An 18,415-nucleotide genomic window follows, 5' to 3' on the forward strand; every position below is an offset into this window, starting at 1 on the left:
TAAAAATACAACTGAATATGAAATAAAAATGTAAGTTTTCTATTCAAATTACCACCTACATCATTTACATCAAATTTTACATCATTTGCCCGCAAAATGACTCAAAGTAGAGCAAAAATATGAAGTATGGGGGATAATTGGAATATGGAGAATTTAATAGTATTAACACCAGCTTGGTCGAGTATGAAAGAACCACAAAAAAGGTCCCGACGATGAAGTCCTTAGATGGTGTAAATAAGAAAAATGATGTAAATAATACAGCTTCTGAAGCACCTGAAAAAAATGTAAAAACTGAGTCTGAAAAGATTGATTTCTCTAAGGTAAAGATTGAGCCTTTGTTTGAGGAAATGGTAGACTTTGATACATTCAGCAAGTCAGATTTCCGTGCAGTAAAGGTTAAAGAGTGTGTTGCAGTACCGAAGTCAAAGAAACTGTTACAGTTTACTCTTGATGACGGAACAGGCACAGACAGAACCATTTTAAGCGGTATTCATAGCTTTTATGAGCCGGAGGAACTGGTTGGAAAGACTCTTATCGCTATCACAAATCTTCCACCGAGAGCGATGATGGGCATTGACTCTTGCGGTATGCTCCTCAGTGCTATTCATGAAGAAGAAGGCGAAGAAAAGCTTCATCTTCTGATGGTAGATGACCACATTCCGGCAGGTGCAAAGCTCTATTAAGATGAGAAACTGAGCCTTGCGGCGGTGTGCGCTTGCGAACACCGACATAAGGCGAAAAACGCACGGAGACGCCAGTCGACGTGATGTAAAGATGTACCGTTTTACCAAATAGACGGGACGTACTTCATTTGATAAAAAACTAAAAAAACAGCGATTTACATCAAACTTACATCAATTGATGCAGAAATCGGTGCAAGCAAGAAAAAATCGCATAATTAGTGCAATGAGTGGGCAGTCCTGAAATCGGGATTGCCCATTTTTAGAAGAAAGACGAAAAACTCTTGACCTGCACGCAGCGTATACGCTTATACTATCAACATAAATCATAAGGAGGTGCATCTGATGTTATTAAATGAAATCATAAATGAGGTTGGAATGACAAAGCGTGCAGTTAAGTATTATGAAGAAAAAGGATTGCTGTCAGTGGATAAAGATAACAATGGTTATCGTAACTATACTGCACAAGATGTTGAAACTTTAAAAAAGATTTCAGTATATAGAAAACTCGGTATTAGTATTAAAGACATACAGAGCCTTTTGGAAACTGGCGACAAAAGTATTCTTCTTCGTATTTATCAAGAAAAAGTGCAGGAAAAAGTTTTAAAAGACTCAGAACTTGAAGCTTTGAAGCAATTTATAGATGATGGTGACGCAGACAAAGCAAATGAGGCACTTGATTATCAAACCGTTGAAAATGCAATTGAGTCTTTGCTACCGGGAAAAGAATGGGGAGATTATTTTAAAAGTCATTTCAAACCATTTCTTAATGTAAGGTTGAAGACTCTGGAACAGAAGCAGGCACTACAGAATATATTAGAATATTGCGATGAAACGACATTGAAAGTTCCTTTTATTATGGGAATAGGTGCGAAGATGATAGGTGGGATTGCACAAGAAACCAGAACCGCAGATGAGATGATAGCCTATTATCGTGATATGAGTGAAAGTGAATATGAAAGACTAAAAGAAAAAGTATGGAAAGGTGCTAAAATGAAAAACGGTATAATGAAATACCATCCAGTATTTATTGCACAGAGAAAAATGCAGAAAGAGTTACAAAATAAAGGATATAACGATATATTCATTCCTAATTTAATGGTTCTGTCTCCAACGTATGCAGAATATAAGAAAGCGTTAGATAATGTGAACGATAGAATGTGTAGAGAACTTGGACTGTATTATGATAGCAATTATAACTTAGTTATTAAAAAAGATAATTCTAAGTAAAAGTTAAACTACCCTTTGGGAGAGGAGAAATCCTTTTCTCAAAGGGCTTTTTCTATTTATACGGATATTCGCAAACTACAAGATAAAGCCAAAACTTCATATACTCTAAGCACAAGGAGGTTGAGGTTTGGCTATGAATAACAGTTTAGCAGAAGTACACCCGGAGCTTGTTTCGGAGTGGTCAGAGAAGAATTTACTGCTTACACCTGATGGCATTACTTTCGGTTCAAATAAAAAAGTATGGTGGAGAGGTGCTTGCGGTCACGAATGGCAGACAAGCGTTAAGGCTCGTTCTAATGGAGAGAAATGCCCGATATGTTCCGGTGCGAGAGTGATTGCAGGTATTAACGATTTGGCGACATTAGAGCCATTACTGGTAAAGCAGTGGTCGAAAAAGAATAAGATAAAACCGACAGAGGTTTCTATTGGTTCTCATAAGAAAGTGATTTGGAGATGTGAGAAAGGACACGAGTGGGAAGCTGCTGTTAAGAGCAGGACAATAAATAAAACTGGTTGCCCGTATTGCTCCCATAATAAAGTGTTGGCAGGATTTAATGACTTTGCAACACTTCTGCCGGATATGGCAGCCGAGTGGTCGGACAGAAATTATCCATTACTTCCAACTCAGGTTACGGTCTTTGCCAATCGTAAGGCTTGGTGGAAATGTAAGGATTCAGCAACTCAAGGCAGTCGATGATCCTGAGGCAGTGAAGCTGAAGGATTGCATGGATAAGTACTCTGGTGAAGCTGAAATGACAAATGAAATGGTAAGGGCGTTTATTGATAAGGTTTTAATACATGAGCCTGACAAGATTGAGATTCGCTGGAATTTCTCAGAAGAATTGATGAGAGTGTTGCAGGAAGACAATAAAGAAAACTACAAAATATGACGATATATCCATAGAAGAAATGATACAGGAGGCTTCTATGGATATTTTTGTTGTAACTGAAACGGAAGAGAAAAGAAAAGTAATTGAAAAATTGGATCATGTTTTTCCAAGAGGATTGGTTAGAAGGGATAATTACGAGGAAATCTTTGGTAAAATAGATAACTACGCCATCTTTATTGGAGCATACGAAAATGATGAACCTGTTGGCTATGCGGCTATTTATGCAAATGATATGGAAGGTAAAATCGCCTTTATTACGATGATAGGCGTTTTAGAGAACATGCAAGGAAAACATGTAGGTAGCACCTTGATGAAAAGGTGTGTTGAGGAATCCCAAAAATGCGGGATGAACGCGATTAGACTTGAAGTACTTAATACAAATACTAAAGCAATTGATTTTTATCATCATTCCGGCTTTGAATTTGAAAAGAAGTGCTCAGATGACAGCAATCACTTGATAAAGAGATTTTAATCTGAGAACGTAATATAAAAGAGATATTTCAACCGGTGGGGTGATGCCTTGCCGGTTTATTTTTATGGAAGAATCCATGAAATTGTGATAGAATATATTTTGGGTTTTTGTACACTTTTGACATATTTAGAAAAAACTCTTGCAACGAGTCCGTATTTATGGACAGCGGTTTTGCTACACTGATAATGTCAAAGTAGATGAACCAACAGGAGAGGTTTGAAATGTCAAAGGAAAGAGAAAAAGTTACGTGCAAAACTGAATTAGAGTTTATTACAGAAGTGGCAGAGGATTGTGTTGCTAATCTTAAGGATAAAGATAGGGAGTATCTCATTAAAAATCCTTATGCGATAGATTACCATTTCTCATATTGCTTGTATATTAGAAATCATTATATACACAATAGGGATTTTTCTGAGGTGAATTTCTGGGCTGAACCGGATCACTTATCATCTGAAATTATTAGAACGGTATTTGCAAAGCTGATTCCGGAGTATGATTATGACAACGCTTTTGTTGAGCACTTATTCGATGATAAGAGATTCATCCAATTGCGTCAGGAGTATAAGAATATTTATGATGAGTATCCAGCAGCTTTGGTGGAAGAATATAAAGCGCAGATCAGTTTAGAACCTGTAACACCTTTATCAGAGTTACGTTCTGCGGAAGAAATTGATATTGATAAAGAACTTGAAATCCATAAAAGAAACCATGAAAAGAATCGTGAGTTGGCCGAAAAACTTCTAAGAGTTTTAGCAGAGAAGGTGTGGAGAATAGATAATCTTAAAAGCATTGCTGAAGAGAGTGGGATTGATTTTGACAACTTAACTCCTAAAATCGAAGAGCTACAAAAGATTCTTTTTGAGGATAGAGAGTTTATCCCTATTGAAGTATGCTTGTTGCCTTATAAAAAGGCTATAGGACAGAAGCGTTATATTGAGTACAGAAGAAGATTAAGTAAATTATTAGATGAACATCCGAGATTGATGGAAAAACTGGATCTTTCGTATTTCAATGACCGAGTTTTGGCTAAGGTTGTATTGAAGTATAGATGGCCACTGGGATTACTTCCTCAATATCAGGATGACGAAGTTATGGTCAAATACAGTCTATCTCATAGCGGAGAGGCGATAGAACACGCATCAAAAAGATTTCAGACAGACCGTGAATGGGTGAAGTTTGCTATTGAGCATTCTGCAGATGGAACCATCATGTATCTGGATTGTATGAAGCCTTATCGTAAAGATAAAGAACTTGTTTATCTGGCATGTAAGGTGGCACGATGGAACTTTGTTTATGTTGATAAATCGTATAGAGATGATTTTGAATTAGCAAAACTTTGTATGGAACAGATTGGAGATCCAAATACAATTTATGACTATATGAGTGCAAGACTGCGAGGAAATAAAGAGTTGGCAATGCTAGATTTGCAAGAGGATTTTCCGCATACAGAGTACTATTCATCTAAACTTAAAAATGATGATGAAATAGCAGCTGAACTGTATAGACTTCACGGAGCTGACTCCTGGGCTTGGTATCACATGAGCAAGCGTTTGAAAAAGAAATATCAGATTGAAAATTAGTGCTACAGATCAGACTAAAGAGGCGAGATCTATTATGGGATATGGAATAGAAGTAAAATGTAAAAAGTGCAAATTCAAGCAAATGTATCGTCTTGGAGTAGGAATGATGTTTCCAAGAGTTTATCAGAGAATAGTTGAGGCGGTACGCAATGGTGAATATGGTGAAGAATGGAAAAAGTTCTTTGAGGAAAACACCAGTGCTGCCATTATGGCTGAGCAGAGATTATATCAGTGTTCTTCTTGTAATCATTTGGAACAAGATTACGACCTATCGTTGTATTGTAATAAAAATGGAACACCTCCAGAACATGATTACTGGCCACATTGGTGCGACTTTGATCATGAATATGAGTTTATTAAAAGTTATATTCATAAATGTCCAAAATGTTCCTCGAGAATGCATAAGGTTAAGGATTTTGAGAATGCAAAGCTTCCATGTCCGAAGTGTGGAAGTGATTTAAAAATAGATGATGGAATATGCTGGGATTAGTTTATTCAGACTTGGTAGGTGAATTATGGGAGAATACTATAATTGGGTAAATGTCGATAAAAAGGAATATATATGCCCAGCAGACTTTGATTACGGAAATAAATTACATGAATCGATGCACAAGGATAGTACACCATTGTTTGCACTTCACAGCTTGTTAATGGATTCATGGAAAGGTGATCGCATTCTTTGGTTTGGGGATGAGTGCTCTGTACCAGAACAATCATCAAATAATGTTATTCAACTTCTCTATAATCATTCAGCAGCATTTGGGTATCCAGGAGATGCTTTTGACACGATTTGTGAGTCATATAGGAATGTATCGTGCTTTTTCAAAGAGGCAGAGAAGGATGTCCGTGAGGAGATTGGATATTATCTTGATGAATATAGGGAAACGGGTAGACTTGAGCCTTTCAATGAATATGGAATTGATTTAGATAATCCTTTTGATGGTTTATTCTTTATGACTGGTAAGAGGCGAAAATATACTGTGAATCATACGAAAAAGATTTATTATTCGCTTGATGAAACGGATATTCTTTTTCAGGATCATACAAAGAATGACTTTTCTGATCCATTACCTCTTTTACTGGGGTATGGCAGGATTAAAGAACCTGGCGAATGGATTGGAGATATAATAGGTGTTTCAGATCAGAGACCAGAAGGATATTCGCTTATTAAAGAAATATATGTGGATTGGTAGTGTGAAAACCTGCCATTTCTGCCATTAAAAATTATGGCAGAAAAATCTTTCCGCCCTTGCTTGACACATGCTGATGAAGTTCATGAAGGATTAGAGTATTACAATCTTGCGATTTCATCGGGATATGATTCTGATGAAATGATGTTCTTTATGGGTATGGCATATGAACATCTCAATGATGACCATATGGCTTTCAGATATTTCCAGAAGGCTTGTACTAAAAATCCTTCCAGACCCGATTTTGCAATTAAAAAGATCCATGTAATGCTTCGCTTAAATATGATGGAAGAAGCTACAGTTGCAGTTGATGAGTTGATTGCTACTTCGCCGGAGCTTTACGATGGATACCATTTAAAAACTCATCTTTTGATACATAAGGGCGAGGCTGAGGAAGCTCTTTCCTTCGCAAAAGAGGCTACTGAAAGATTTCCTGAAGATGCAGATTTGATGGTTGATTATGCTCGATGCATTGCAATAAACAAAAAACTTGAAGAGGCACTGCAGGTTATCGCTCAGGCAAGAATTGTTGGAGTTTACCCATAGATGATTACTATGCAATTCTTCAAAATCAAGGAATATAGAAAAACAGGAGAATTAACATAATCAATGGTACGGTTGATTTTAGAAGAAGAAAAACTAAAAGACCGAAAGCTTGTGGTAAAAGCTGATAAGTTCAAAGAACATTTTAGTGGATACTCTATTGAAGAAGCTGAATTTATTATTGGTGAAGTGTTAGATGAATGGAAGAAAAGAAAATCAAGTATTACTTTCAAATGAAGTGTCTAAAAGCTGAGTGGTATGATAAAGAATTTGTGAAATATACGAAACTTATTGACAAATTTCCATAAAATAGTAAATTAGAATTTACCATTAGGAGGTCTGTCATGAGCGTGAGTATAGTACCTGCATTGCAGTCAAAAAGACAGGATTATGTTAATAAGAAAAATAACGCTCGTAATCAGATCACGAGATGTGAAAGAGCCTATGAGTCGTTAAGTAATTTCAAAACAACAGTGTCACAAGCTCAGGAGGATTTTCATGCAATTAACTCCAACAAGTCGAGCATCTTATCTGAGGTGGCAAATGTAAAGCAAAACAGTATTACTGCACAGAGATATTATTCTGAGATGCATAATATATTCTCCGGAATAGGTTCTAAAATCATTGGAGTTGTGTACTCTGTGCTGATTGGCTCTATTTCTGCAAAATTAAGAAGTTATGCAACACTGAATCGGAAGTTTCTCTGAATCAGAGACAAAAAGATATTTTAACAGAACAGGGCCTATCAACTGAGTATACAGAGCTTTCTGCATCACAGCAAAAAGCAATAGTTGCCATTGAAGAAATGTTGGTTTATGTGGAGAAGAAATATAATACTTCATTCTCTTATGCTGGTTATAGCGCCCAAAGTTCATTGGAAAAAGAGCATATGCGCGCTTTCCCGACATCCGGTGATAAGGAAACAGATAGTTTTACTATCACAAAAACAGATGCCGGATATGAAGACGACTATATTAATGTTGCTGCGAATGCAATATATGTAGCATATGTGTGCGATGGCATTAAGACTATTCTGCCGGATACAGAAATTAAAGTCTTTGCTGAAATTACAAAAACTTCCTTGGTTGAAGTGCCTACAGTTGATACTGATCTCCAAGGAAAAGTTGAGAGTAGTTTATGGGTATTCATTGATGGTGCTACTTTTAGCGGACAGGACTTAACTGAGTTTAAGGCTAACTTTAATGATTATCTGACCGAGCATCAGTTATACGGTATGGCTCAACTTGTTCTTCTTAATGATGGTAAAATTGCGTATCCCACAAAATACAACTACACAGATTACCTATCAGAAGAACATTATGCTGTACGAGAAACACTGTATGTAAATAAATAACATTTTGATTTTGATCCCTGTTAAAGGCTTGGCAAATGACGAGAACTTTATGGTTTCCGATATTTCTGGCAATTTTGAGGATGTTAGAATCACAGTAAACTGATATGCAGAATATGCCACCCTTCTTTTTGATAGGCGGCATTTTTGAAAGGAGCACTAGGATGAAAATTAACAAAGCAAATTGTACACATACAGTAAATGGACGTGTGAAAGAACTTAAAGTTAAAGGACAGGATTTTCCTACAATGATTACCGTAGAATATCAAGTTGCAGGAAATAATTATGTTGTAACTGAGAGTTTAAAGCTCAAAAGCGAAAAGATAAAGTTGGGATTTTTGCCTATTGGACAGAAGAGAGTTCCTGTAATGGGCAATACAGCAGTTGGAAGTTCTGCTACAGTAAGTTATAATCCGAGCAATCCAGCAGAGGCATTTATTACACATAATATTGGAAAGGTAAATATTTAAAGAAATATACCAATTAAAATTGTACGAAACGATATAACTAGAATTAAATGCGATGCTATAGTTAACGCCGCCAACTCCACGCTTCTTGGGGGTGGCGGCGTTGATGGTGCTATACATAGAGTCGCTGGAAAGGGGCTCCTTTTGGAGTGTATGAAACTTGGTGGATGTAAGGTTGGTCAGGCAACCACTTCAGGTACAAAATCAGATCAAAAATATTTTGTATTAAGAAGGAGTCCAGATGCAGCAGTCTTAAAAGGAATCACGATGAAATGTCATATCTGTAAAAAGGAAATGGGCTGTTCCCAGGAGACCTTGGCTGCAATGCTATATATGAAGAAAACCACAATTTGCAGATACGAGAAGGACGAGCATGACATTCCGGTCAGCGTAATTGTTGAGCTCGCAAAAGCGCTTCAGACAACACCGAACGATCTGCTTATGGGGAATCTGACGAGAATTCGTGGGAAGAAGATGTAATTCATATCCTTGAGAGAATTGCTGATTCTGCCATGAGGAAGCTGGCGATGCAGTAACTGCAGTGTATTGCAGATGCAAATTACTAAAAAATGCGTCTAGTTGCCAAAATAATAATAAGGGAACCGGAGGCATATGTGATCCTAGCTATATATTGAAGTAAAAATACACATGAATAGCAAAATGTGTGTATTTTTACTTAAAACAATACTTGACTTCTTGTCAAATGAGGATATAATTAAAGTAATCATACACACAAATAAAAATAAGGGTGTATGATTACTTTAAGGATTGGAGGTCAACATGCTTCTGACATATAAAGAATGCATTGATAGATATGGTAGTGATTATCAATTGAAGAAAGAAATTGCAAGTGGAAATATATTCATGAAAGAAAAAGGTATATATTCGACCGCCGAAAATATATCTGATGTTGAAGTTATCATGAGGAAATATCCCAAAGCAGTGTTTACGGATAGAAGTGCTTTTTATTATCATTCTCTCACAGATGTAATACCGGAATACTTCTATCTGGCAACGAAAAGAGAGGACAGCAGGATTAAGGATAAGCGGGTGAAGCAATCTTTTCTGCTTGATGAGATATTTGACTCCGGAATTGAAGAAATTTTATATAATAACATGCAGATCAGGGTCTATAATAAAGAGCGTATGTTGGTGGAACTTATGCGATTTAAATCAAAACTGCCCTTTGATTATTATAAGGAGATAATCCAAAATTATCGAAGAGTTTCCGAAGAGATGGACTTTGGACTTGTTGAGGATTATGCCTATATGTTTCGAAACGGAGAGAATATTATGAATCAGATACAGATGGAGGTTCTTTGACATAAATGAAGTTAAGAGATGAAGTTGAAAAGATAAAGAGTTATGGATACAACGAAGCAAATGCTGAGTCCAAGCTCTGCCAGGATATAGTGTTAAAGGCAATTTCAGAAAGTGGACTTGGTAGGAATGCTACAATAAAGGGCGGCGTTGTCATGAGGAGCATTTCTCAAAATGCCAGACGTTCTTGCGTTCTTAAAGAGTATAGAATATTAAAAAATTATCAATGAAAATTACAAGTGCAGGAACACACAAACCGAAGAAATGAGAAAATTTGTATTTCTCGACGAAGTTAGGAGTATAGAATATCCTGACGATATTCGAGTTGTTCTATATAAAGAGGGAATGAAACCTGAACAAGTATGGGTTAAATGTTGGGCGTTTACTGAAGATGAATTGTTCGGTAAGTTACTTAATGAACCAAATCAAGACTTTGGCGTTCATTGTGGAAGTAGCATTGGCTTTGCACCAATTAAACAAGAAGACGGCATATTGTGTGTTTATACCGGAAAATGTTTAGATGAGTAAAACCATAATTAAGAAGTGCATTGATTCAATAGATCATCTGTTTATTTTGAGTAGACGGTCTTATCTGCTATATTTGAGAAAGTCATTGTGATATTTTTGCTGATTAAATTGATACCCTTGAGAACGAAGCAAATCACCTTTTATTGCTACAAGGTTAAGATCCGAATTTAACGCTCATGCAATTTGTTGGGTATCATATTCACGTTCTGTCAACTTAATGAAATCATCAGCGGGTATATGCAGTCCGTAACGGTATGAAAGTTACTACAAATATAGATAATATGATAAGCATAACAGCGAAGCTGTCAAAAGAATTTACGTTAGAGTACGGAAGAGGTTTTGCCAAAATGCATGTATATGGTTTTTATTTGTTTTGTAAAGAGTATCCGAATATTTTCTACTCACCGACTGGAAAATTCACACCTTTTTTGGGAGGACAGATATGATAATCATGGTGCATATACTGACGATACTGTTTGCTATAGCATCGGTCGCCATTATAAAGAAAAAACGATATAAAGCTGTACCATTTATGAGCTGGGTTGTATTTCTTTCTTTCATTGGGTGTGGAATTACTTCTGTTGTAGTCTCGGTCGCGCCGCAGGGAGAACTATTCCTGTATCCTTTGCTGGGGATCATAGTTGGTTTCATATTTATTTCGGTTGCCCTCAACGATTTCTATTCTTTGGTAAGATGTAAAGAGGAGATAGAGGGCGTATATCGTGGTTATAACACATATTACGGGAAGAATGGGGTTTCTATGCAATCTCCCGTTTTTGCATATACATATGACGGGACTTTTTATCAGGAACAAACAACACAAAATATGTCATATAAACTTTTGACACAGAATATGAAGAAGGGAGAAACTTACAGCATCTATGTTGATCCGAAACATCCGGCAGTATTTCTTCTTTCAAAAAAGATCAGGGTGAGTTCTATCATTACAGCCGCATTTGGAATCCTGTTTTTTATAGCGGGTGTGAGTGGGTTGTGTACAGGTGGATTATGATCAATTTTGGGATGACTGGTTGGCGGGAAGATTGCAGGGACAAAAGCGAATGTACATAGTTTATGATAAGGTATCATATTATCAAACTCATGGGAAGAGAGTGTGATTCGAGCCTTGGAGAGAATTTCTGATCCGGTCAGTGAGAAAGCTTGCGATGTGGCAGTTATAACGCATTGCGGCTGTGTAGATAACAATATTTTGAAAAAATCTGACCAAATGCTTATATAACTTTAAAATAATGATTGTAATGATAGAGGAAATGCAAGGCGTATAGACCGTAATGGTGTATACGTCTTTTTTTGCTAGTGAATAACTTTCTTCGGAGCTGACCGATTCTGCAAAAACCGAACCGATAGCCTCGGTAAATTTATGAAAAGGTGAAATTTTGTTATGAGATGGGATTTTTATACCTCACCTATTAAGATACACTGTAGCCATCAAAGGAGATTACTGGATGTTTCCAAGGAAAGGGAGGAACCGGAAATGAAAGGAGGAGTTGCCGTGAAAGGAATGTTTGGAAATATGTTTGATCTGAATCATGATGGAAAGGTGAGCCCATTGGAAGGTGCGACGAAAGCCGCTTTTTTCAACGAGATGATGAGAGAGGACGTGGAAGTAAAGACAGAGTTGGAGTTATCTGGATTAGATCCAAATGAGCTGGAATGTATGGATACAGATGAACGAAGGGAGGCGCTGGAAGAAGCCGGGCTGAACCCAGATGAGTATGATTTTTAAACAAAAAGGACGATTGTAATGGTGAGAATATGTATTACATAGATCAGAACTATAATGACTAATTAGGTGCATTCGTTGTGTGAAATGGAAGGAGAAAACATGTTTTACCTGGTGATTGATTTGGAAATGTGTAAAGTACCAAGAGATTATAGAAGCAAGTCTTATCCATATGCGAATGAGACGATACAGATTGGAGCAGTCCTTCTGGATGCGGAATTTAAAAGAATCGGAACACTTAGCCAATATATACATCCGGAATACGGAGTAATCGATTATTTTATCGAAAAGCTGACCGGTATCCGAAATAGCCAAGTAAAAAAAGCACCGAAGCTGCAGGAAGCATTGTTGCATATGATGGATTGGGTGGGGGAACGAGAATATAAAATATATGCCTGGAGTGAATCGGACCGAGATCAGATTCTGCATGAAATCAAAGCTAAGAAAATTGAGGATAGTAGAATCCGTGCATTTATGGATGAAGTTAAATGGATTGATTATCAGGAGGTGTTTACCGAACGATTTGAATTATCACGAAAAATCAGCTTGGAAGAGGCATTGGGGCGGGCAGAGATCGAACCGGAAGGAAGATTTCATGATGGACTGGATGATGCTGTAAATACAGGCTATCTGATTGAAAAACTGGAACTCAATCCGGAATATCAGCTGGTTCGTTACAAAATGCCGGAAAAAGAAACAGAACGTCTTTCGTGCACCCTTGGAGAACTCTTTTCCAGGTTGAATTTACAGTTGGCTTAATAGGAACAGGGTTTTTACAGTGAAGGGAACACTTGACCTGCCCGTTGGGGGCCATGTTATCCTTAAAAAAAGGAGGTGGCAGCCCATGTTAAGAAATGAAGTTCAGAGGAAAACCGGTTTAACGAGGAAAGCAATGGAATACTATGAAGAGAAGGGACTGATCAAGCCACACAAGTTTGAAAACGGGTATAGAGATTACAGCGAAAAAGATTTAGAAGTTTTAACGAAAGTGTCCTTGCTTAGAAAAATTGGGATAAGTCTGTCGGAGATCGAGGAAGCGTTCTCTTCGGATGGCGCTTCACTTTCTTCCATCCTCAGGAGGAAGCAACATCGGTTAGAAAGGGAGGAAAAAAGAAAAGAGGTTCTGGAAGCGATGATAAAAGGAGAGAAGCAGGAACTATTAGACAGAAAAATTGCGTGGATCGAGGCGGAGGAGTCTATCTATGAAAGATTGGAGAGAGCATTTCCGGGATATTTTGGACAAATGATTTTTTGGGCGTATCAGCCGTTTTTGAAGGAACCTCTGGAAAAAGAAGGGGAAGAGGCGTATGCGAAATATGTTGCCTACCTGGATGCATTGCCGGCTTTCACCTTGACGAAAGAAGAGCAGGAGTATCTGGATCAAGTCAGTGCCTCTTTTGATGTGGAAACATTAAGGCAAGTAAATCAAAAGAAGATAGATGCCATCTACAACGCGGAACAATGGCTGGAAGAGAATAAAGATACGATCGCACGGTATGAAAGCTATAAAAACAGCGAGGAGTATCAGCACAGTCCGATGAAGGGAATTCAGGAAAAGCTGCAAAAATTTATGCTGGAGCACGGATACTACGAGACGGCAATCCCTCTCATAAGAAAATTCAGCAAGAGCTATGATGCGTACTATACACAGCTACTTGAAGCGGACAAAAAATATGCAGACATAAAAAATACCATCAGATAGGAAACTCTGTGAAAAGGTGATATAATGAGGAAAACAAAAGGATAAAGGGAGATTTCTGATGGAAGTTACGATAATCAGATCAAACAGAAAAACTGTGGGGATCCAGGTGAACGGGGACCTTACAGTCACAGTCAGAGCACCAATGCAAGCGGCGCAAAGGGATCTGGAGAGGATCCTCCAGGAAAAGAAAGGCTGGATCCAGAAGCAGATAGAACGGCTCCAACTGGAAAAAACTCGGGATGCAGCGACAGAAGCGAAGCGGTTGTCAACTGCAGAGATAAGGGAGCTTGCAGACAGGGCACTGGCACATATTCCCGGCAGAACGGCATGTTTTGCAAAGATCCTGGGTGTGGATTACGGACGGATCACGATTCGAAATCAGAAAACGAGATGGGGTAGCTGCAGCAGCAAGGGGAATCTTAACTTCAACTGCCTGCTGATGCTGGCGCCGCCAAGGATTATTGATTATGTGGTAGTTCACGAACTGTGCCATCGGAAGGAAATGAACCATTCTAAAGCTTTTTGGAAGCAGGTGGAGGAGGTTCTCCCAAATTACAGGGATTCGGTCAGATGGCTGAAGGAAGAAGGAAGCCGTATCATCAGGAGGCAGAGATAACAGAGAAGTTTGTGTGTGAGGTGGACAGGATGAAAATTAGAAGAGCGATGGAAAAAGACATTCTCAAACTTATGGAATTGCTGGGGCAGGTGCTTCAGATCCATGCAGAAATCAGGCCGGATATCTTTCTTCCGGGGACGACAAAGTACACAGAAGAAGAGCTGGCAGAGCTGCTACAGGACGAAACGAAGCCTGTTTATGTTGCCGTGGATGAGGAGGATCTGTGTCTGGGATATGCTTTCTGCCAGGTAAAAGAACAACCGTTTTCCAATAATATGGTACCGTTTACCTCGTTGTTTCTGGACGATCTGTGCGTGGATCAAAAAGCGAGAGGGCAGCGTGTTGGGCAATGCCTGTTTGAACACGTAAAGAACGAAGCGAAACGTATGGGCTGCTATGAAATCACATTGAATGTCTGGGAAGGGAATACTTCGGCGGAAAAGTTTTACGAGCAAATGGGAATGAAAACCAAAGAGAAACAACTGGAGTATATTTTGTAAACGTAAGAGCCAGAGACCTGTTCCTACATCTGTCCCTGGTCGTACAGGTCAGTTCTGTTTTTGATGGCAGTATCGATCAGGGAGTAACCGCACACTTTCTGATACAGCATACAGAGAAGGGATGAAAAGACTTTTTTGAGCTTTTCATCCCTTGTTGTATCCTTGTATTTTTTATAGCTTTTCCTATGAAATTTCAGCAGACAAATAGTCAATAAACTGTTGTGCTAACCTGCCGGACATAGTGCCATGGCGCATCTGCCACAGATCTGCTTTGTGCAGCAATTCTTCCTTGGACAGCAGGATCTTTTCATTTTTCTTTGCAAGCTCACAGACAATATGAAAAAATTCCTGCCTGCCCGGCTTGTAATAACCGATGGTGATGCCGAAGCGATGGGAGAGAGATAATCGTTCTGCCATTGTGTCCGTGCGATGAATATCGTCCTCGTCTATTTCCTTTCGGTCGCTGAATGTTTCCCGGATCAGATGACGCCGGTTGGAAGTCGCATAAATGAGGACGTTGTCGGGACGGATCTCCAGGTCGCCTTCAATAACTGCTTTCAGATATTTGTACTCCGTTTCTGCGCTTTCAAAAGACAGATCATCCATATAAATGATGAATTTGTAGTTTCTGCCTTTGATGATGCTGATGATTTCGGGAAGATATTGAAATTCATGCTTGTAGATCTCGATCATGCGAAGCCCCTGAGGATAATACATATTCAGCAAAGCTTTGATACTGGTGGATTTTCCGGTTCCGGCATCGCCGAAAAGCAGTACATTATTCGCAGGCTGACCGGTTAAGAAGGCTTCCGTGTTTTTCTTGAGCTCTTCCTTTTGTTGATCGTAACCAAAGAGATCGTCAAGTGTGACGTTGCTGGTTGAAACGATAGGTGCAAGCAGTCCCTCATTTTGATACGGGGAAATACGAAAAGCCTTATTCATCCCAAATTGTCCAACGCCGTATTTTTCATAAAAGTCGATAACGGCATGGTAGAAGGAGGCCTCATCCTTGGCGCATGCGATGGAACGGCTCAACTCCTGGATCCGGACACTGACATTGCGATTATAAGAATGGTCTTTTTTACGGACAGAGCGGTAGTTTTGGATGGTGGAAAAACAGGACAGTCCGAGCGCCTTCTCCATCGGAGCAAAGTCGAATTTCATAAGCTGGTAAAATACAGAAAAATCATTCTGCACAAACTGATTAACGGAACCGTCAACGGCGCCGGTTTTCTCAGAAACCAGGGTAAAGGGATTTTCCGTCATTGCAAGCAGATAGGCGAGATAGTTGTGCCACAGATTTTCATCAAAGCCATAGACGGTTGCCAGATCCAAAAGTTCGTGTACAAGATCAAGAATCCTGCCTGACAGATCCTCTGCCACATATTCTCCGGTGTCAAATTCATGGAATAAATCTGCCAGCCGGAAAAGGAGACTGTCCCGTCCGATATTGCGATATACGATGAGTTTTGAGACTAATTTATACATGCGTTTACCTCCGTTCATGGATGCTGCCAAATCGTTAGGTGTAAGGCTTTGGAGTATCGCGTTCCAGTGCCGTATTTACACGATACTTTCTGAAAACAAGCATACCGCCGCCTTGTTTTTGCGTCAAGAGGTTTTAAGCGAAGGACTTTGTCTACAGTCTGATACCACCCGCTGTGCGGGTGAATCAGAATTTATGACGAAAAACGTAAAAATATGATAGTATTAAGTGCAATTATGTTTGTGTGTCAAGAAAAACAAATGAATAAAAAGAGGTGATTTTTTGATAGATTTTTCGTCTTTAAATCAAGTTCAGCAGGCTGCCAGATCTATGATCCAAAGAGATTTGCGATTTTTATATACAGTGATACGCAATGTCGATCCTAGTAAATCAAACTATATACCGTCCTTGTTACCATACCTCGGAGTTATTGTTGATGGGGCAGAAGATTGGGTAAAGAGTGTAAATAATTCTTGTAAAAATAAGCTGCCAATTCCACAGTTCACCATGGATGAAGAAAAGTTTTATGAGCAAATTAGAACTAGCGTTAAGCTTTGGCAGCTAGACTATAATAAGATATATGATTTGTTAGAGCAAGCGTATTCTGAAAGCAATGACTATTTTGGAAATATGTGTAATCCGATAGCCAAGAAGTGGCATTTATATGATATTTATGGTGTTGATACTGTAAATGGGGCTCTGTGTGGAAATACGATATTATGCAAGTATTATTCACCTTTTTTTCAATATAATGGGAATAACGGTGAATATATAAAATCTATGACTGAAATTGGTGGTGGATACATTGCTTTATTTGATGCAGTAAAAGTGTATCAGGCAGATGACTCGTTAAAATTTAATATGTGTGATTACGGAGGGCTTGTTAAATCTCCAGTGGGCAATGATTTTAGTGATAAATTTGTGCTTTTTTCGATACTATGCCAGATCAATTTTTTGATATTTTGCATTAATCGATAGATAAAAGAAGAGATACCCGCTAAATTGCGATTCGCATATTTGCTATATTATTCATTGCTTAACGTTATTCCTCAAATTAATGATAAGCTAGGTACCTGCTTTATTCTAGATGTTCAATGGAGGAATGATAAGTTTAGAAATGCAATGGCGCATTATAAACTGGGAGTTGCGCTGAAAAGTAAGGAATTGTTGCATGACGACATCATGTTTGGATTAACAGAACATATCCTTAGAGCAGAATATATGGTTGTAAAAGAAGCTATTTATGTGCAACTTGAAAAGTTGGCAATACAAATAGGCAAACATTTGGGATTGAAGGAAGACCTGGTTGTTCCAAAGGGATGGTAGTTAAAACACTGACTATTTTACTACGTTTTTACTATTTTTGACGTCTACACTTTGAAGAATTTTGCCGTATATGGTTATTTCTCTACCAGTCAGCGGTAGTACAGAGGCCCGAAAATACGGTGACATATCGCTACAAAATGCGTCATAATATTGCACTTTTAAAGGAGTTTTGATAATGATTAAGATACTTTTTATCTGCTACGGCAATGTTTAATGGATGGTGCGGAAGCTTGATTTTAAAGGATTTCTTGGGAATTAATCAATAATTTACACCTTGTTTATACCTTTGGAAGATCGGATCGGAATAGCTGAAATAATATAAAGGCGTGGGAGAAGTCCTACGCCTTTTACATATGAGCGCACAATTTGAGCGAAAAAGTCTCATGGCCATGTGCGAAAATGAAGGTAAAACTTAGTAGACGATATAATGTATAAATTCATAATTTGAAAAAATATTAGCTATTTATAGGTATCCGTTTTAATAAATGGAGCTGAAGGTAGTTTCTCTTCGATTGAATTAATTACGTTGAATTTTGCAGTATTTAACAGCTTATAGTTTCGAATATTGAGCATCCATAGAATACATATAGTTATTCCAGCTATCAGAATGAATAATGATTTTATGTCCCATGTAATTGAAACTGCGGCCATAATTGCAAGATTCAATGTGATAAAGATATTGTTCATATTGTCACGACGCTGGCTAACTGAATTTGCCATGTCTACGCAAGTTTGCCATTGATTCAATAGTAATTCCTTATCTTCAGTTGTATTCTCCAAAAATGATTCT

26 protein-coding genes and 1 pseudogene are annotated in these 18,415 nt (G+C 38.3%); 25 read left to right on the top strand and 2 right to left on the bottom strand.

The features are described from left to right. Positions 1 to 206 precede the first annotated feature (206 nt). The 23 genes and pseudogenes from FYJ34_RS07445 to FYJ34_RS07555 form a co-directional block, all read left to right on the top strand. Positions 207 to 683: pseudogene (locus FYJ34_RS07445) on the top strand (lysine--tRNA ligase); the annotation flags it as partial. Positions 684 to 1,025: 342 nt separating this feature from the next. Further along, the gene (locus FYJ34_RS07450; protein ID WP_154477483.1) at positions 1,026 to 1,910 is read left to right on the top strand and encodes a MerR family transcriptional regulator; all 885 of its coding nucleotides are present in this window, start codon (positions 1,026 to 1,028) and stop codon (positions 1,908 to 1,910) included. 133 nt (positions 1,911 to 2,043) lie between these two features. Continuing rightward, positions 2,044 to 2,607 (top strand): zinc-ribbon domain-containing protein, encoded by a 564-nt coding sequence (locus tag FYJ34_RS07455; protein WP_235899478.1) that lies wholly within the window; start codon positions 2,044 to 2,046, stop codon positions 2,605 to 2,607. Positions 2,608 to 2,635: 28 nt separating this feature from the next. After that, on the top strand, positions 2,636 to 2,800 hold the full coding sequence (locus tag FYJ34_RS12710; protein WP_173017075.1) for a DUF4368 domain-containing protein: 165 nt from the start codon (positions 2,636 to 2,638) through the stop codon (positions 2,798 to 2,800). A 37-nt stretch (positions 2,801 to 2,837) separates the two neighbouring features. Beyond that, positions 2,838 to 3,272: a GNAT family N-acetyltransferase gene (locus FYJ34_RS07465; protein WP_173017076.1), complete on the top strand. Its 435-nt coding sequence runs from the start codon at positions 2,838 to 2,840 to the stop codon at positions 3,270 to 3,272. 221 nt (positions 3,273 to 3,493) lie between these two features. Continuing rightward, a complete protein-coding gene (locus FYJ34_RS07470; RefSeq protein ID WP_154477488.1) occupies positions 3,494 to 4,852 on the top strand; it encodes a hypothetical protein in 1,359 nt (452 codons plus the stop codon). Positions 4,853 to 4,886: 34 nt separating this feature from the next. Further along, positions 4,887 to 5,342 carry a hypothetical protein gene (locus FYJ34_RS07475; protein ID WP_154477490.1) on the top strand — a complete coding sequence of 152 codons (456 nt, stop codon included), beginning with the start codon at positions 4,887 to 4,889 and terminating at the stop codon, positions 5,340 to 5,342. A gap of 25 nt (positions 5,343 to 5,367) precedes the next feature. Beyond that, a complete protein-coding gene (locus FYJ34_RS07480) occupies positions 5,368 to 6,045 on the top strand; it encodes a hypothetical protein (RefSeq protein ID WP_154477492.1) in 678 nt (225 codons plus the stop codon). A gap of 33 nt (positions 6,046 to 6,078) precedes the next feature. Beyond that, entirely contained in the window at positions 6,079 to 6,588 is a 510-nt protein-coding gene (locus FYJ34_RS07485) for a tetratricopeptide repeat protein (protein WP_154477494.1), read from the top strand. Positions 6,589 to 6,651: 63 nt separating this feature from the next. Next, the gene (locus tag FYJ34_RS07490) at positions 6,652 to 6,822 is read left to right on the top strand and encodes a hypothetical protein (RefSeq protein WP_154477496.1); all 171 of its coding nucleotides are present in this window, start codon (positions 6,652 to 6,654) and stop codon (positions 6,820 to 6,822) included. 107 nt (positions 6,823 to 6,929) lie between these two features. Beyond that, complete coding sequence (locus tag FYJ34_RS07495; RefSeq protein ID WP_154477498.1) at positions 6,930 to 7,292, top strand: hypothetical protein; 363 nt, start codon at positions 6,930 to 6,932, stop codon at positions 7,290 to 7,292. A gap of 110 nt (positions 7,293 to 7,402) precedes the next feature. Further along, positions 7,403 to 7,939: a hypothetical protein gene (locus FYJ34_RS07500; RefSeq protein WP_154477500.1), complete on the top strand. Its 537-nt coding sequence runs from the start codon at positions 7,403 to 7,405 to the stop codon at positions 7,937 to 7,939. Between the two features lie 161 nt (positions 7,940 to 8,100). Continuing rightward, entirely contained in the window at positions 8,101 to 8,406 is a 306-nt protein-coding gene (locus tag FYJ34_RS07505) for a hypothetical protein (protein ID WP_154477502.1), read from the top strand. A gap of 57 nt (positions 8,407 to 8,463) precedes the next feature. Further along, positions 8,464 to 8,883 carry a macro domain-containing protein gene (locus FYJ34_RS14195; protein WP_330582612.1) on the top strand — a complete coding sequence of 140 codons (420 nt, stop codon included), beginning with the start codon at positions 8,464 to 8,466 and terminating at the stop codon, positions 8,881 to 8,883. Positions 8,884 to 9,183: 300 nt separating this feature from the next. After that, positions 9,184 to 9,726: a type IV toxin-antitoxin system AbiEi family antitoxin domain-containing protein gene (locus tag FYJ34_RS07515; RefSeq protein WP_173017077.1), complete on the top strand. Its 543-nt coding sequence runs from the start codon at positions 9,184 to 9,186 to the stop codon at positions 9,724 to 9,726. Positions 9,727 to 9,731: 5 nt separating this feature from the next. Next, positions 9,732 to 9,953 carry a hypothetical protein gene (locus FYJ34_RS07520; protein ID WP_154477506.1) on the top strand — a complete coding sequence of 74 codons (222 nt, stop codon included), beginning with the start codon at positions 9,732 to 9,734 and terminating at the stop codon, positions 9,951 to 9,953. A 115-nt stretch (positions 9,954 to 10,068) separates the two neighbouring features. Next, positions 10,069 to 10,251, top strand: a complete 183-nt coding sequence (locus tag FYJ34_RS07525; RefSeq protein ID WP_154477508.1) for a PH domain-containing protein — start codon at positions 10,069 to 10,071, stop codon at positions 10,249 to 10,251. Between the two features lie 442 nt (positions 10,252 to 10,693). Then, positions 10,694 to 11,263 (top strand): DUF3592 domain-containing protein, encoded by a 570-nt coding sequence (locus tag FYJ34_RS07530; protein ID WP_154477510.1) that lies wholly within the window; start codon positions 10,694 to 10,696, stop codon positions 11,261 to 11,263. A 483-nt stretch (positions 11,264 to 11,746) separates the two neighbouring features. Next, on the top strand, positions 11,747 to 11,998 hold the full coding sequence (locus tag FYJ34_RS07535) for a hypothetical protein (RefSeq protein WP_235899349.1): 252 nt from the start codon (positions 11,747 to 11,749) through the stop codon (positions 11,996 to 11,998). A 99-nt stretch (positions 11,999 to 12,097) separates the two neighbouring features. Beyond that, positions 12,098 to 12,754 carry a 3'-5' exonuclease gene (locus FYJ34_RS07540; RefSeq protein ID WP_154477512.1) on the top strand — a complete coding sequence of 219 codons (657 nt, stop codon included), beginning with the start codon at positions 12,098 to 12,100 and terminating at the stop codon, positions 12,752 to 12,754. A gap of 85 nt (positions 12,755 to 12,839) precedes the next feature. Next, the gene (locus tag FYJ34_RS07545; RefSeq protein WP_154477514.1) at positions 12,840 to 13,697 is read left to right on the top strand and encodes a MerR family transcriptional regulator; all 858 of its coding nucleotides are present in this window, start codon (positions 12,840 to 12,842) and stop codon (positions 13,695 to 13,697) included. Positions 13,698 to 13,755: 58 nt separating this feature from the next. Beyond that, positions 13,756 to 14,313, top strand: a complete 558-nt coding sequence (locus FYJ34_RS07550; protein ID WP_154477516.1) for a M48 family metallopeptidase — start codon at positions 13,756 to 13,758, stop codon at positions 14,311 to 14,313. 29 nt (positions 14,314 to 14,342) lie between these two features. Then, positions 14,343 to 14,813: a GNAT family N-acetyltransferase gene (locus FYJ34_RS07555; RefSeq protein WP_154477518.1), complete on the top strand. Its 471-nt coding sequence runs from the start codon at positions 14,343 to 14,345 to the stop codon at positions 14,811 to 14,813. A 183-nt stretch (positions 14,814 to 14,996) separates the two neighbouring features. On the opposite strand, the gene FYJ34_RS07560 is transcribed toward FYJ34_RS07555, so the two are convergent. After that, positions 14,997 to 16,301 carry an ATP-binding protein gene (locus FYJ34_RS07560; protein ID WP_154477520.1) on the bottom strand — a complete coding sequence of 435 codons (1,305 nt, stop codon included), beginning with the start codon at positions 16,299 to 16,301 and terminating at the stop codon, positions 14,997 to 14,999. A gap of 280 nt (positions 16,302 to 16,581) precedes the next feature. Between FYJ34_RS07560 and FYJ34_RS07565 the strand changes: the two genes are divergently transcribed. Next, positions 16,582 to 17,277, top strand: coding sequence for a hypothetical protein (locus tag FYJ34_RS07565; RefSeq protein WP_154477522.1), 696 nt, complete (start codon positions 16,582 to 16,584; stop codon positions 17,275 to 17,277). 144 nt (positions 17,278 to 17,421) lie between these two features. After that, positions 17,422 to 17,625, top strand: a complete 204-nt coding sequence (locus tag FYJ34_RS07570) for a hypothetical protein (protein WP_154477524.1) — start codon at positions 17,422 to 17,424, stop codon at positions 17,623 to 17,625. Positions 17,626 to 18,084: 459 nt separating this feature from the next. Here FYJ34_RS07570 and FYJ34_RS07575 read toward each other — a convergent pair whose 3' ends face one another. Next, positions 18,085 to 18,405, bottom strand: coding sequence for a RipA family octameric membrane protein (locus FYJ34_RS07575; protein WP_154477526.1), 321 nt, complete (start codon positions 18,403 to 18,405; stop codon positions 18,085 to 18,087). Positions 18,406 to 18,415 lie beyond the last annotated feature (10 nt).

Origin of the sequence: Suipraeoptans intestinalis (genome assembly GCF_009696485.1) — a bacterium.
GTDB lineage: Bacteria > Bacillota > Clostridia > Lachnospirales > Lachnospiraceae > Suipraeoptans > Suipraeoptans intestinalis.